Here is a 14,649-nt window from a genome sequence, read left to right as displayed (position 1 = left end):
CGACTAGAGAGTCAAGAATTTTTAGCTTTCATTTAAAATTTCGTTACAATACCGAGTTCGCACAGGGCCATGCCTCCAGCCTGCCAGCGCACGCGCCCCTGTAAGGAGAGCGAAAAATTTGGGGGGAGATGAGTACTAAAGTACTAAAAAGGAATTTTCAAGATTAATCATCCCAAAGACCTTGAAATTTAGCAGAAGCCAGTTCGGTATAACGCACAGTATGCTGAATATTGTTATGCCCCAAGTAACTCTGAATTGTTCGAGTATCAATACCTCGATTAGCCAAATAATATCCCGTTCCATGCCTAAGCATATGAGCATGAACAGGAAACGGTAGACCAGCCAATTCACCAGCATTCTCAACAATTCCACCTACAGTATCAAGTGCCAATGGCCCATGTCGTGAAGACTGAAAAACATAGGGACTAGCCGGATAATCTCTTTGAAGCTTGCGGAGAGCCCGAATTTCTTCCGAATAAAGTGGGTGGGTAGAAGGAGTCCCTTTTTTAACCCGTTTCACATAAATGGTGCCAGCATGAAAATCTATTTGCTCCCATCGTAAAGATGCTGCTTCTGCGACTCGCAATCCGTGACGATAAATCAACAAAATTAGGGTTGAGTCTCGATGAGCATGACGACCCTTAGATTTTTTAATAGCCTGACGCATCGCCTCAACTTCTTCTGCTAATAAATACTCCCTAGTCCTAACGGAAGAATATTTGTGAGAGTTAGGTGATTGACGTTCTGGCTTTTCTGTTTTACCAACTTTCGGTAGTTGGACAAATAATTTGCTCATAACCCAAACTCCTGAAAAGATTGGGATATTTAAGTTAATTTTACCAACTTATGCACGAAAGTTGGGATACCATTGCTGGAATTTACTCATCCATTCATCATTTAAAACTTGCGTTCGCACTTGAATCAGGAGATGAGCACCTTTGGGAGTCCACCTCATCTGTTGTTTTTTAACCAATCGCTTACTAATTAGTTGATTGACAGTAGATTCTACGAAGGAGCTGGAAATCCGCTCTCCATTTCGGTAGCGTTCGCCATAATTGGGAATATACTGCCCGTTAGAAGAAATGTAAGTTTCAAATTCCTCTAGATGGGAACACAATTTTTCTGCCTCAAGGCTGGGTTGTTCGTCATCATCATCTGAGGCTAAGACACAGGCACTCTCAATTAAATCTTCAATTTTTGCTAATCCTTTAAATACATTGCCATGCCATAAATACCACTTTAATGAAGTCAAATCTTTTTGCATAGATTCACTCGAAATTCCGGCTTCCAAATCTTCTTTAGTTATTCCTTTGGCAACTTGTTTCATCACGGTTATCCGCATTGTGATGTGAAACCAATCGAGGATATGTTCGGCATTAGGGTTAAGATAATACTGTAGGTGGCGGATAGATTCTTCCCCATCTGATAGAAATGTGACCTGTTGGTTCATTTGCATTCCTTGGGACTTTAATACCTCAAATACGCGACGTTGTGGTTTAGTGTCGTAGCAATAAACCATACCAAACCGTTTGGATGTACCGTCGGCTTTTATACTCTTACCTGCAATTGCTTGAAAGTGACCTGCGGTTTTAGTTTTTCTGTTATAGAAACGAACATATCCTCCATCCATACCCACTACTAATGGTAAATCAGGTTTAGGCAGCCGCTCCCAATCTCTCTGGCAACCCTCAATTAATATTCCGGCTTCTTCAGGTAATTCGGATTCTAAGCGTTGGCCTAATGCCTGTAGATTGTTGCGGATAGATGTAGCGTTTATTTCTCCTTCTATGGGCAGTAATTCTTGCAATAATTTGCTAGATAATCCATAGGACATTAAAGATGCAAATTTTGATTCTAGATAGAGCAGTTCGGGTGATGTGCGCTCTTTTAGCAAGTTGGCTAGTGGGTTAAAGCTACGAGTTGCTTGCTTGGTACAAGTACAATGAAATAATCGATGAGATTGTAGTTTTAATTTACCGAAAGGCGTTCTATATGTAATTGTCCGTTTATCTTTATGCAATAACTTCTGTGAGCAATGTGAACAGAAGTTTTGTTGTTTTTGATATTCTGTTATCTGTTGAGCAGCGATAGTGCGTTGTGTTTTTTGCAATAATTCTTTGGCTTGCGTTAGGGTTAGTCCCAAGTTTTCCGGTTGCAGATGACCCTTTTCAATTTGTGCAACTTCTTGAATTAATTGGGTTTCGCCTGATTCTGATTCAACTACTATTTGGACTTTAAATTTCACGTTATTTCCTGAACAAATACATCGATTCTTTATCTCTGGTAGCGTATTGTAGTAGATGTTGGTTAACTTTTTGACGGTCGAAGCGGTTTTGCACCACCAGTAGCCATGTTAGTAGTTCATTGGCCTCTTCCCTATCGATGTCCCAATTTCCATTCCTCGACATTGAAGCCAAACGTTCTAACACATCAGGAACAAAAAACTCTTCTCTTGCTTTCATAAAACCCCAAGGGCCACCACAGTTTTCTCTTGGACAAACGCCTTTCCCGCCAGTGCAGATTGGGTAAGTTTGATTTGGTGATGGATTAAGTATTGCTTCTATTCTGATTAAATGTCGCCACCAATAACGCCATGCACCCATTACTGGGCTGTGGCTGAAGTCATATTCGTAGAGAAGTTTTTCTTTCTCCCTAAACTGAAAAGACGCAAGTTTTACTTCACTGGCGCGAGTGCTAAATACTGTGCCACCTGGCTGAGTAATCCCGTACTGTTGAGAGTGAATGATGAAATGGTGCAGGTGGATATCTGACCATCCCATTGCTAGTTGAACTATGTAATGCAGATCTTCTATTGTGCTGTTGCTGCTGACCAGTACGCGCCGCCAGATCATGGGACTGATGCCCAGCAATATTATCTTCAGTTGGTAGATGACAGGGTAAGAAGAATCAAGCATCTGGTCATCCTACCGCATTATCTACCCCATCTCCCCCAAAATTTTTCGCTCTCAATTGAAGTGGAATAACGCCGTTGAAGTTCAGGCTCAAACCGGACAAGGAATTACAGGAATTATCGACAACAAAAAGGCTGTAGTGGGTAAAGCCGCATTTGTCCAAGCGCAGGTAAAAGAATTTCCTGCCAACCTGATTGAAATTAGCAAACAGTTAGAAAACGAGGGTAAAACAGTAGTGTGGATTGCTCATGCAGGAGTTGTTTTAGGACTAATTGCTGTAGCAGACACAGTAAGAATTGAGGCAGCACAAGCTCTAACCAAACTAAAAAAACTGGGCATTGAGCAAATCGTCATGTTGACAGGAGATAACGATCGCACTGCTCAAAACATTGCCAAAGAAATTGGTGTTAACCGCGTGTATGCAGAACTTTTGCCCGAAGACAAAGTAACCGCAATTCGACATCTACAAAAGCATTATCAAACAATAGCGATGGTGGGGGATGGTATTAATGATGCCCCTGCACTTGCTAGTGCATCCGTGGGAATTGCAATGGGAGTAGCAGGTAGCGATGTAGCTTTGGAAACAGCAGATATTGTTTTGATGGCAGATCGGTTAGAACAACTGGAACGCGCTATTCGCTTAGGTCGCCGCTCTCAAGTTATTATCAAGCAAAACATTGTGTTTGCGCTAAGTTTCATTGTCCTGCTATTAATTGCTAATTTTTTAGGCGATATTACCCTGCCCTTGGGTGTAATTGGACATGAAGGCTCTACAGTCATTGTCACTCTCAACGGTCTGCGGTTACTGAGAAATTAAATAAGCTTTGTCCTTGAGGATGAGAATTTACAGCAGTGGTTTTCTCAAGTTCGACAACAGGAGAAACTGGCTTTCCCACTGGATAGAGAGGTTCTGAAGTTGCAAGAACAAATGGCTGCATTGCAAGAACTCAGTTTGAATTGTTGAGCGTTCAATACCAAAGCGATCGCCTGTCATTAGTTACAGCTCCATCCATTAATTTTGCATCATCGAATGGTGTTTGTCTTGCGGTTGAAAAGATTTCGATGTTCTCACCTCAATCGTCCCACGATTCATCTTCATCCCGCACATAAATTCATACTCACCAGGCTGTTCAGGCGTAAACTCCACAGTTGTAGTTTGGTCGGGTATGAGGTCAACAGCTACCGCAAAATCTGGAATCAGTAATTGGTCATAGCACTTACTAAGATTTTGACGTTGGAAGTGCAAGCGAACTGGGTGTCCAGCTTCAACAATTACTCGCTGCGGTTGGTAGCCTTTCTCAACTGTTATTGTAGCCTCTTGAATTCCCTCCGGTGTTACAGTTGCTTCAACACTGGATGTTGGAGAAATTGAATGCTCTGTATGATGAGCGGGTGTTGTTTGAGGTGCAGTTACTGTCGAATCAGCCGATTGAACTTCGATAGTTCCCCGAAACATATTCATGCCACAAGTAAACTCATATCTACCTGGTTTATCAGGCGTAAATTCAATCGGTGTAGTCTGATTAAGTGGTAATTCTTGTGCAATGTGAAAGTCAGGAAATCGGACTTCTTCTAAACAACTGCTGGGGTCTTTGCGGTGGAAATTAAGTAGCACAGGTTGACCCGCTTGCACAACAATGTGACTGGGTTCGTAGCCCCCATCAACAGTCACGGTTACTTCTTGAATTCCGCCACCCGATGTAACTGCCTTCTGAGACTTAGGTTTACTAAGCAGGAACCACCAAAGTTCTAAACCAATTAATCCTAGTCCACCGAGGGTGATTGCAACTTTGTTACTTAATGGTTGTTCAATGCGACGAAACTGACCCGTTTGTTCTGTTTTGGAAGAGTGAGTTTCATGGGATGTTTGTGCAACTGCTTCACTGGAAGCAATTCCTAGCACAACTCCTAAACTCGCAATACTACCTACAATTGCTGTTTTATTCACCATTTGAAAATCTCCTATGTGGATGCGATGATGCAGCTCTTTTTACGCTAACGTTCCTACCAACGAACCTGAAATTACTCCAAGCAGAAAACCAAATCCTGCTAAAGTGCCAAAAAATGTTGCTTTTTTGAGCATTTTTATTTCCTCTTAAAAGTGGAATTCGAGAATTTTTAAACACAGATAAACACAGATGAGTTAAGATTTTTCGGTTAGAGTGTTTTCGGCTGAAAATTACGCAAACGTAGGGCATTTGTAACAACAGAAACCGAACTAAATGCCATTGCTGCCCCGGCAATAATAGGACTTAGAAGCCATCCAAATATAGGGAAGAGAATACCAGCCGCGATTGGAATCCCCGCCACGTTGTAGATGAAGGCAAAGAACAGGTTTTGTTTGATGTTTCGCATGGTGGCGCGAGACAGTTGAATAGCAGTGACAATGCCATTTAAGTCACCAGAGATTAGAGTAATATCGCTAGCAGCAATGGCTACATCCGTCCCCGTTCCAATCGCCATCCCCACATCCGCTTGAGCCAGTGCTGGTGCATCATTAATACCATCCCCCACCATTGCTACAATCTTGCCTTCCGACTGAAGTTGCTCGACGGTTGCGACTTTCTGATTTGGGCGAACTTCAGCAAAAACTCGCTGGATACCCACTTCACGGGCAATGACTTCGGCAGTGCGGCGATTATCTCCTGTCAACATTACTACTTCCAATCCCATTTTTTGCAAGGTGCGAATTGCACTGGCGGAAGAGGGTTTTACAGCATCAGAAATCCCCATAATGGCTTGCACTTTGCCATTCACCGCAATCCAGATGACGGTTTTACCAAGATATTCCAATCGCTCCCAATCTTGTTGCAAAGCGCTGGTATCAATGCCTAACTCATTCATCCAGCGGTGCGTTCCAATTTGCACTAATTGATTAGATACATATCCTTGAACGCCACTGCCTGCAATGGCTTCAAACTCCTGCGAATCAGTCAATTCTACTTTTTGAGATTGCGCGTATTGCACGACTGCTTCAGCCAAAGGATGTTCTGAATTGCGTTCAACGGATACAGCTAAGCGCAATAGTTTTAGCTCATTCCCATTAGCTGTACCGTTAACGGTTATAAAGTCGGTGACAGTGGGTTTACCTTGGGTAATTGTGCCTGTTTTATCTAAAACAACCGTTTGCAGTTTTTGCGCCAGTTCCAAACTGTCTGCACCTTTAATCAAGATGCCATGTTCTGCACCTTTACCCGTTCCTACCATGATGGAGGTTGGTGTCGCTAAACCGAGGGCACAAGGACAAGCAATAATCAGCACGCCTACGGTGGTAATTAATGCCATCGTGACATTGCCCATGATGTTATACCAGAGAATGAAAGTAGCGATCGCAATGGCAATCACCGCTGGCACAAACCATCCCGTCACTTGGTCTGCCAATCTTTGAATGGGGGCTTTAGAACCCTGTGCTTGTTGCACTAACTTGACAATTTGAGCTAAAAATGTATCTTTACCCACTCGCATGGCGCGGAATTTGAAGCTGCCAGTTTTATTAATTGTTGCTCCAATTACTTCATCACCTGGTTGCTTTTTCACAGGCACGCTTTCACCTGTCACCATTGCTTCATCAATCGTTGAGGAACCTTCAACAATCTCACCATCGACTGGAATCTTTTCTCCTGGACGGACTAGAATCACATCGCCCAAAATCACTTCAGCAATGGGAACATCTACCTCTTTTCCGTTCCGAATCACGCGAGCAGTTTTGGCTTGCAAACCCATCAATTTGCGAATGGCTTCTGAAGTCTGCCCTTTGGCACGATTTTCTAGCAGTCGTCCTAATAAAATCAGCGTCACCACAACCGCTGCCACTTCATAATACACATCGGCTGGTAATCTTTGAGCGGTAAAAAACTCAGGTAAGACAGTTGGAAACAGGGAGTAAAGATAGGCGGCACCTGTTCCAATTGCCACCAATGTGTCCATCGTTGCTGTATGGCGTTTGAGGGCTTTCCAGGCATTAATAAAGAAGGATGCACCACACCAAAACAGGACTGGCGTTGTCAGCACTAACTGTAGCCAAGGATTGTGCAGCCACATGGGAATGAAGGGAATCGGCAAACCTGTCATCGTGGGCAACGAACCGATGACTAAAATAGTACTGATGATGCCACCCACCCAAACTTTCGTGACTAATTCCCGATTTTCAGCTTGCCGTTCCCGCCGTTCTGTGTCGTCGTCTGCATTCAGCAAATCCTGGGGTTGCATGGGTTGAGCTGCATATCCCGCCGCATTAACCGCATCCTGAATTTCTTTGAGGTCGGTTCTACTAGGTTCATAAGTAACAGTGGCTTGTTCGGCACCGAAATTAACGCTGCATTCACTCACACCTGGAACGGAGCGAATCGCGTCTTCGATTGTATTGGCACACGAGGCGCAACTCATGCCCCGCAGTTTCAGGTTGGCACTTTCCATTTAATATCTCCTAACTTTTATCGAAAAAAGGGAATAGAGAATAGGGAATGGGGAACAGTTTTTTTGATTTCCTATTCCCTCTTAGATCGCAGATAGGCTTGATATAAAACCCGCCCCTTGTATCTTGAGAATGGGGTTGAGGGGCACATCGAGGTGAAGCTTGCTGAGGGTAAAGTCGTTGGACTCCTGGTGATGCAAGAATCCCTGGACTTCAGGACGGGGAGTTGTCAAAGGCAACCGTGTAACCTGCTGCTGTAATTGCTTCTGTAATCCCCGCAACGGAAGCTTGGGTTTCAATATTGACGAGTTTGGTTTTTGGATCGGCTTGAACGGTTGCGGTTGGATCTACCGTCTTGATGGCTTTGGTAATGGATTCGCTACAAGCCGAACACGCCATATTAGGCACTTTGAGTTGTAAGGTCATGAATTAAAGTCTCTTTAAGTGAACTATCTTTATCTTGAAGTCTCCATCACACTAGAGTGTCAAGGGGGAGCGAGAACAAATTTTTGAGAAGCCCATAAAAACGAGAACTAAACAGCTTGAACACCACGCTCCACTTCACTATTCTTGGAGTTGTAGTACCGGTGCCAGAAACGAGAGTTTGACGGAAATAAATATAAATATAAAATTACCTCCAGACCTAATGACTTTGGTCTGGCTTAATATTGCTCTACAAACCAAACTCTTGCTTGTCTCAGTTCAGGCTAAAAACATTTGTGGCTTGTTATTTGGCGCTGGCTACACGGGTAGCACTGTCGTTGCACTACCCGCATAAAGCTCCTAAGTCCGGTGATTTATGCCATTGCCATAGACATTTGTCGGCAGGATTCGGCGCAGCGGCGGCACATATCAGCACAGGCTTTCATTTGAGCGTCATCGCCCATCTTTTCGCAATCAGTAGCGCAGCGATCGCATACTTCCGCACACACACCACAAGTCCGTGCGTGCAGTTCGGAACCACGGAGCATAAAATTGGCGCTTGTTTGGCAGATTTCAGCGCAGTCGAGCATCAACCGAATGTGAGCGGGTTCTGCGTGCATACCGCCTTTTTGTAGGCAGTAAGTGACTGTATTCAAGCAGATACTGTGGCAGTCTAAGCAGTTTTTAATGCACTCCTGCATCTGTTGATTCATGTGGTGCGTCATTATTTCAACCTCTTTAATTTTCTAGATTTAGTCGGAAGAAACGGTAAATATGTCCCTTCGGCTTCACCTTATAAACTTGGAAGTGTGCTTGCGTCTTCCTGACGGTGCAATCTACATTTCTTGCTAAAGCTGTAGAACGATTTCATCCTAATTTCATTTCTGAGTGAGAAGCTGAATAAGGAGTGCTGTCTTGTGTCAATAGCTCTAGTAGCGAGAGCGCAAGACATTCGACTTGACACTCCCATTGACTGGAGAGTTTAAGGTACTAGAAAGAAACACCCTAGTAGGTCTTAGATGAGTATGAAATTAATGCAACTAACTTCGATGAGAATTGGCTTTTGGGCATTTACTCTGGTAGCGATCACCTCTTTTGGCGGAGTGCTAAGCGCTTGTTCTACTACCCCCCAAACCCAAAACACTCCGGCAACGGATGCAGGTGGCAAGCAAGCTCAAACTACCTCTGCAACTGATGCTGGTAACAAGCAGGACATGCAACATGGTACTGGTATGAATCACGGCAGTGGAATGAACCACAGCACGGCAATGGATTTAGGCCCAGCTGATGCTAACTACGATCTACGATTCATCAATGCCATGACCCTACACCATCAAGGAGCAGTAGAAATGGCAAAAGAAGCTCAGCAAAAATCTACTCGTCCACAGATTAAAACCTTAGCAAACGACATCATCAAAGCTCAAAACAAAGAAATCAGTCAGTTGAAACAGTGGCGGCAAGCTTGGTATCCCAACGCCGGAGATAAACCGATGGCTCATAACGCTCAAACGGGTCAGATGATGGAGATGTCATCTGACCAAATGAAAGAAATGATGATGAGCGGCGACTTAGGTGCAGCCAATACTGAATTTGACCTGCGCTTTATCAATGCCATGATTCCCCACCATCAGGGTGCTATAACAATGGCTCAAGATGCCCTGAGTAAGTCTAAACGCCCCGAAATCAAGCAATTGGCTCAAGAGATTATCACTTCTCAACAGAAAGAAATCGACCAAATGAAGCAGTGGCGACAAGCTTGGTACAACCAATAACTCAGGTGAGCTAGGAGATTTCATCCTAATTTCATTTCTCTATGAAAAGCTGAAAGATAAGTGCAAATTATCTACTGCTTGTGAAACTGGTAAAAGCGACGTAGCTACTGGCGAAACTCAAATTGCCTAAGCCAAATGCCAACTTTTCAGCACAACGCAACCTCTCTTGGCACTCAAGGACATTTCCTCATGATGCGCTACTCTTACCGTTCCCAATCTCCTGTACCGCTTGGTATTGTTCCTGGAGCAGTCCTGAGCCTGATCCTGTTAACTGCCCCCGCAGCTGTTCTAGCCCATGCCGGACATGGAAATGAATTCCAAGGAGGAAGCGAAGCAAGTCAGGCTGCTGGCGCTATCCAAGTCGATGCAGAAACTGCCAAACGGTTGGGAATTAAAGTCGAGCCAGTTAAACGTCAACAGCTGGCGGTTGGAATTAAAACCACTGGACAAATTGAAACCCTGCCCAACAAGCAAGTTGAGGTGACGACACCCATTGCTAGTGCCAAAGTCGTTGAGCTGTTGGTGGAACCCGGTGCTTATGTGAAAGCAGGTCAACCTGTTGCCGTTGTATCCGCAGCTGACTTAGTGGAACTGCGCGTTACATCCCAAGAAAAGCTAGCGGAGGGACAAGCGGATTTACAGCAGGCTCAAGCAAACTTAAACTTAGCTCGACAGAACTATGAGCGATTCTCGCAGATTGCCGCAGCTGAGATCGCAGAAGCACGTAGCAAGCTGGCATTTGCCCAAGAAAGGTATGACAAAGACCAGCTGTTAGCCACTCAAGGTGCCCTTCCACGTCGCCAAGCCCTTGAATCCCAAACCCAGCTGATTCAAGCCAAAGCCGATCTCACCAAAGCTAACAGCCGCAGAGAGGTTTTGGAAGCAGAAGCCCAACTCAAACGCGCTCAATCAGCTGTTCAGGTAGCTCAGTCCCGTATCCGCCTAAGTAACGCTACTTATCAAACTCGGCTGCAACAACTAGGAAGCCGCGCCAATGACAAGGGATTGGTGACAGTGACTGCGCCCATCTCTGGTAAGGTTTCTGACCGAGAAGTCACCCTCGGTCAATCATTTGAGGACGCGGGTGGCAAGCTGATGACGATTGTAAATGACAGTCGGGTTTTTGCTACTGCAAATATTTATGAAAAAGATTTAGACAAAGTAAAAATGGGTCAACGGGTAAGCGTGAAAGTCGCCTCTGTGCCCAACCAAACGTTCACTGGACAAATTGCCGTAATTGGGTCAGTAGTAGAAGGCGAGACGCGGGTGGTGCCAGTGAAAGCCGAATTGGGTAATTCTGGCGGAGTGCTAAAACCGGGGATGTTTGCTGAACTCGAAGTCCTAACCGAGCGATCGCAGACAGCTATTTTAGCTATTTCCAGTTCTGCTGTAGTCGAAGCGAATGGCAAAAAGACCGTTTATGTGCAAAATGGCAATGCGTATCAGGCGGTTGAAGTCACGTTAGGTCAAACTTCTGGGGATATGGTTGAGGTGAAAAGTGGCTTATTTGAGGGAGATTTGATAGTTACTGGGCGTGCTACTCAACTTTATGCTCAATCTTTGCGCGGCGGCAGCAAAGCACCGGGGGGCGAACATAACGAAGGCGAGGCAAAGCAAGCACCCTCACCGGAAACAAATTCTGCCCAAAATATTGGGCAGCTGCCTTGGTGGTTGGTTTTGCCAGCGGGAGGAGCGATCGCATCTGGCATCTTTTTCATCGGACTTTGGGCAGGGCGTCGCCAGCGCCGAGTTCTGCCAGCAAGAGATTCAGGTTCTTCTGCTTCTATTTATGAACCAGAAATTTACCTCAACAACTCCAAGCATCCCACCTTGTCTCGCTCTAGCCTTCGTGTTGCAGAGCATGAAGAACCTCACCAGCCAAACTAACTAAAGAATTGCAAATTGCAGATTTTAAGCTGAAAAAACTTTCAGTTTCAAATCTAAAAGCTAAAATCTCAAATCTAAAATTGCCATGCTCAGTGCCATTATTAAATGGGCGATCGCTCGTCGCTGGTTAGTCATTCTCGGTGCAATTATCGTCACTTTTTGGATATTTCGTACCATCATCCAAATGCCGCTGGATGTCTTTCCCAGCTTTGCACCGCCCCAAGTCGAAATTCAAACCGAAGCTCCCGGACTTGCTCCCGAAGAAGTCGAATCTTTGGTCACTTTACCAATCGAAAGTTCGATTAATGGTACACCTGGAGTTACAGCCGTTCGCTCTTCCAGTGCATCAGGAATCTCAGTAGTCAAAATCATATTTAACTGGGAAACCGATATTTATCAAGCTCGCCAGTTAGTAACAGAGCGATTGCAACAAGCTCAAAGCAAGCTGCCTGAAGGAGTAGAAACCCCACAAATTTCTCCTACCAGTTCTCCGGTTGGCACCGTACTGCAATACGCCTTTACATCTGAAACTACCCCTTTAATGGAAGTGCGGCGCATTGTGGATTGGCAAGTCACCAACCGCATCTTAGCAGTTCCTGGCGTCAGTCAAGTCATTGCTTATGGCGGCGATATCCGCCAGTATCAAGTATTGGTTCAACCAGAAAAATTACAAGCCTTTAACGTCACTCTAGAAGACGTTGTAGAAGCTGCTAAAGCCGCCAATGTTAATGCTCCGGGTGGCTATTTAATCACCCCTGACAGAGAAAAGTTAATTCGGGGAATTGGGCGGATTGAATCGATTGAAGAATTGCAGCAATCAGTGATTACTGCTCGTAATGGCACGCCTGTAAAAATGTCTGATGTCACTGACGTGCAAATTGGTGCGGCTATCAAACGGGGAGATGGCAGTTTTAACGGTCAAAAAGCCGTAATTGTGATGATTAATAAACAGCCGCAAGCCGACACTCCCACCGTTACCCGTGCCATTGAAGCCGCAATGGAAGAAGTGAAAGCAGGTTTACCTAAAGACATTAAAGTTACGCCCACCTTCCGTCAAGAAAACTACATAGATTCTTCGATTGAAAATGTCAGAGAAGCTTTATTTGAAGGCAGTATTATTGTTGCTATTATTTTAATTCCATTTTTAATGAATTGGCGCAATCTGGCTATTTGTTTAACTGCTCTTCCTTTATCTTTATTGGTTGGAGTGCTACTGCTCAATTGGGTAGGACAGGGTTTAAATACAATGACGTTAGGAGGATTAGCAGTCGCCATTGGTTCAGCCGTCGATGATGCGATTGTCGATGCCGAGAATGTCTACCGTAACCTGCGAGAAAATAAGTATTTGCCTAATCCGCGTCCGGTTTTAGAGGTAGTATTTGATGGCTGTCAGGAAGTGCGCGACTCGGTATTTGGAGCCACGATAATTACCATTGTTGTCTTTGCTCCAGTATTTGCTTTAACGGGCGTAGAAGGCAGCATTTTTATCCCAATGGGATTGGGATACATGGCAGCAGTTATTGCTTCTAGCATCACCGCATTGACGGTGACTCCGGCTTTATGTGCAATTCTTTTACCTTATGGTCACTTGCCAGAAAGGGAACCTTGGGTTGCCAGATTTTTTAAGCGCCTTTATTATCCTCTGTTAACATTTTCGATGAAGCTTCCAGGAATTATTTTAGTGGTAGCCGCAGCGAGTTTAGTAGCGGCAATTATAATAGTTCCCTCCTTTGGAAGAGTGTTTCTACCAGAGTTTCAGGAGCAAACTTTGGTCAATACTTTAACTCTTTATCCAGGTGTATCTTTAGAAGCTACTAATGCAGCAGGAGAAGCACTTCAAGCAGCACTTAAGGATGACTCTAGATTTCCTTACGTGCAGTTGCGTTCGGGACGTGCGCCAGGTGATGCGGATGCAGCAGGGGTAAATTTAGGACACTTGGATATTGAGTTGAGCGATGAAGGGATGAAAGATAGGGAAGCGACGCTGGAAAAGCTGCGGGAAGAGTTTAACAAATTACCAGGAGTTGCACCCAATATTGGCGGTTTTATCTCTCACCGAATGGATGAGGTATTGTCTGGAGTGAGGAGTGCGATCGCCGTTAAAATTTTCGGTTCTGAATTAGAGCAACTCCGTACTATTGGCAGCCAAGTTAATGAAGTGATGAAGACGGTTGAAGGAATTGTAGATTTGCAACTTGAACCTCAAGTTCCAGTCGAACAAATACAGATTAAGTTTAACCGTTCTGCTGCTTCTCGATATGGGTTAACAGTGGGAAAACTCTCCGAAATTATTGAAACTGCTCTCAATGGACGAGTAGTGTCCCAAGTCTTGGAAAATCAACAAACTTTTGAATTAATTGTCTGGTTAAAGCCAGATGCCCGTCAAAATCTGGATACCATTCGCAATTTGTTAGTTGATACTCCTGACGGGAATAAAATTCCTTTAGCACAAGTTGCCACGATTGAAAACGGCACAGGGCCTAACACCATCAATCGAGAAAATGTTTCCCGGTTAATTGTTATTTCTGCAAATGCTAGCGGTAGAGATTTGCGCTCTATCGTGAATGAAATTAGAGAAAAAGTGAATCAGCAAGTACAAATTCCCGCTGGGTACTATATTCAGTATGCAGGCCAATTTGAGGCACAAGAACGAGCGACACAAAATATCCTCCTCTTCAGTGCTATAGCTTTTGTAGCCATTACAGTCATCATGTATCTTTCTGTCAAATCCATTCCCTCTACTGCCATGATTATGATTAACTTGCCTTTGGCATTGGTAGGAGGAGTATTTTCGGTAGCGATAACCGGAGGGATAATTTCAATTGCTTCTCTGGTTGGCTTTGTGACTTTATTTGGAGTAGCAACTCGTAACGGGTTGCTACTGGTGGATAATTACAATACGAAATCTGCTGAAGGAATGCCTTTAAAAGAACTGCTTATTAAAGGGTCGATGGAACGGCTTAATGCCATTTTGATGACAGCTTTTACCTCGGCTTTAGGCCTAGCCCCTTTAGTAGTAGAGGGTGGGCCAGGAAAGGAAATTCTGCAACCACTTTCGATAGTGGTGTTAGGTGGGTTGTTTACTTCTACGGCGTTGACGCTGTTAGTTTTACCCGCCTTGTATGCCAAATTTGGTAAGTTTTTACTGCCTCAGCGAACTCTGCAAGTTGTTGAGGATGGGAAGGCAGTTGGAGCCGTCTTTGAGCGGTAGCTCATCCCCTATGTTGCTAAAAACTTAGGT

General features: G+C 44.4%; 10 protein-coding genes and 1 pseudogene. 4 read left to right on the top strand and 7 right to left on the bottom strand.

Going from position 1 to position 14,649, the window contains the following annotated elements; all coding sequences use genetic code 11:
- Positions 1–163 precede the first annotated feature (163 nt).
- Genes ACE1B6_RS10015 through ACE1B6_RS10005 form a run of 3 tightly spaced genes read right to left on the bottom strand, consistent with a single transcriptional unit; the run spans position 164 to position 2,915 of the window.
- Entirely contained in the window at positions 164–796 is a 633-nt protein-coding gene (locus ACE1B6_RS10015) for a tyrosine-type recombinase/integrase (RefSeq protein ID WP_413257104.1), read from the bottom strand.
- A 48-nt stretch (positions 797–844) separates the two neighbouring features.
- Positions 845–2,245 carry an ISKra4 family transposase gene (locus ACE1B6_RS10010; RefSeq protein ID WP_413257103.1) on the bottom strand — a complete coding sequence of 467 codons (1,401 nt, stop codon included), beginning with the start codon at positions 2,243–2,245 and terminating at the stop codon, positions 845–847.
- 1 nt (position 2,246) lies between these two features.
- Positions 2,247–2,915 (bottom strand): plasmid pRiA4b ORF-3 family protein, encoded by a 669-nt coding sequence (locus ACE1B6_RS10005; protein ID WP_413257102.1) that lies wholly within the window; start codon positions 2,913–2,915, stop codon positions 2,247–2,249.
- Positions 2,916–2,970: 55 nt separating this feature from the next.
- On the opposite strand from ACE1B6_RS10005, the pseudogene ACE1B6_RS10000 reads away from it, so the two are divergent.
- Positions 2,971–3,729, top strand: a pseudogene (locus ACE1B6_RS10000) (HAD-IC family P-type ATPase); the annotation flags it as partial.
- 195 nt (positions 3,730–3,924) lie between these two features.
- Here ACE1B6_RS10000 and ACE1B6_RS09995 read toward each other — a convergent pair.
- The 4 genes from ACE1B6_RS09995 to ACE1B6_RS09980 all read right to left on the bottom strand — a co-directional run bounded on the left by ACE1B6_RS09995 (position 3,925) and on the right by ACE1B6_RS09980 (position 8,474).
- Positions 3,925–4,863 (bottom strand): cupredoxin domain-containing protein, encoded by a 939-nt coding sequence (locus ACE1B6_RS09995; RefSeq protein ID WP_413257100.1) that lies wholly within the window; start codon positions 4,861–4,863, stop codon positions 3,925–3,927.
- A gap of 206 nt (positions 4,864–5,069) precedes the next feature.
- On the bottom strand, positions 5,070–7,328 hold the full coding sequence (locus tag ACE1B6_RS09990) for a heavy metal translocating P-type ATPase (RefSeq protein WP_413257099.1): 2,259 nt from the start codon (positions 7,326–7,328) through the stop codon (positions 5,070–5,072).
- Positions 7,329–7,539: 211 nt separating this feature from the next.
- Positions 7,540–7,752 carry a heavy-metal-associated domain-containing protein gene (locus tag ACE1B6_RS09985; RefSeq protein ID WP_073594850.1) on the bottom strand — a complete coding sequence of 71 codons (213 nt, stop codon included), beginning with the start codon at positions 7,750–7,752 and terminating at the stop codon, positions 7,540–7,542.
- Positions 7,753–8,123: 371 nt separating this feature from the next.
- Positions 8,124–8,474, bottom strand: a complete 351-nt coding sequence (locus ACE1B6_RS09980) for a four-helix bundle copper-binding protein (RefSeq protein WP_073594851.1) — start codon at positions 8,472–8,474, stop codon at positions 8,124–8,126.
- A 300-nt stretch (positions 8,475–8,774) separates the two neighbouring features.
- Between ACE1B6_RS09980 and ACE1B6_RS09975 the strand changes: the two genes are divergently transcribed.
- The 3 genes from ACE1B6_RS09975 to ACE1B6_RS09965 all read left to right on the top strand — a co-directional run bounded on the left by ACE1B6_RS09975 (position 8,775) and on the right by ACE1B6_RS09965 (position 14,619).
- Positions 8,775–9,521, top strand: coding sequence for a DUF305 domain-containing protein (locus ACE1B6_RS09975; protein ID WP_459562997.1), 747 nt, complete (start codon positions 8,775–8,777; stop codon positions 9,519–9,521).
- 192 nt (positions 9,522–9,713) lie between these two features.
- Positions 9,714–11,408, top strand: a complete 1,695-nt coding sequence (locus ACE1B6_RS09970; protein ID WP_073594938.1) for an efflux RND transporter periplasmic adaptor subunit — start codon at positions 9,714–9,716, stop codon at positions 11,406–11,408.
- A gap of 85 nt (positions 11,409–11,493) precedes the next feature.
- Positions 11,494–14,619, top strand: a complete 3,126-nt coding sequence (locus ACE1B6_RS09965) for an efflux RND transporter permease subunit (RefSeq protein WP_073594853.1) — start codon at positions 11,494–11,496, stop codon at positions 14,617–14,619.
- The last annotated feature ends 30 nt before the right edge of the window (positions 14,620–14,649 follow it).

It is taken from the genome of Floridaenema fluviatile BLCC-F154 (assembly GCF_041929135.1).
Lineage (GTDB): Bacteria > Cyanobacteriota > Cyanobacteriia > Cyanobacteriales > Aerosakkonemataceae > Floridanema > Floridanema fluviatile.
Note: the sequence above shows the minus strand (reverse complement) of the source record. Positions and strands in the feature narration are given on the sequence as shown.

What these genes read in the sequence shown, in the direction of transcription:
- ACE1B6_RS10015 (WP_413257104.1), bottom strand. Translation starts at nt 796, where the DNA reads ATGAGCAAATTATTTGTCCAACTACCGAAAGTTGGTAAAACAGAAAAG.
- ACE1B6_RS10005 (WP_413257102.1), bottom strand. Translation starts at nt 2,915, where the DNA reads ATGCTTGATTCTTCTTACCCTGTCATCTACCAACTGAAGATAATATTG.
- ACE1B6_RS09995 (WP_413257100.1), bottom strand. Translation starts at nt 4,863, where the DNA reads ATGGTGAATAAAACAGCAATTGTAGGTAGTATTGCGAGTTTAGGAGTT.
- ACE1B6_RS09990 (WP_413257099.1), bottom strand. Translation starts at nt 7,328, where the DNA reads ATGGAAAGTGCCAACCTGAAACTGCGGGGCATGAGTTGCGCCTCGTGT.
- ACE1B6_RS09985 (WP_073594850.1), bottom strand. Translation starts at nt 7,752, where the DNA reads ATGACCTTACAACTCAAAGTGCCTAATATGGCGTGTTCGGCTTGTAGC.
- ACE1B6_RS09980 (WP_073594851.1), bottom strand. Translation starts at nt 8,474, where the DNA reads ATGACGCACCACATGAATCAACAGATGCAGGAGTGCATTAAAAACTGC.
- ACE1B6_RS09975 (WP_459562997.1), top strand. Translation starts at nt 8,775, where the DNA reads ATGAAATTAATGCAACTAACTTCGATGAGAATTGGCTTTTGGGCATTT.
- ACE1B6_RS09970 (WP_073594938.1), top strand. Translation starts at nt 9,714, where the DNA reads ATGCGCTACTCTTACCGTTCCCAATCTCCTGTACCGCTTGGTATTGTT.
- ACE1B6_RS09965 (WP_073594853.1), top strand. Translation starts at nt 11,494, where the DNA reads ATGCTCAGTGCCATTATTAAATGGGCGATCGCTCGTCGCTGGTTAGTC.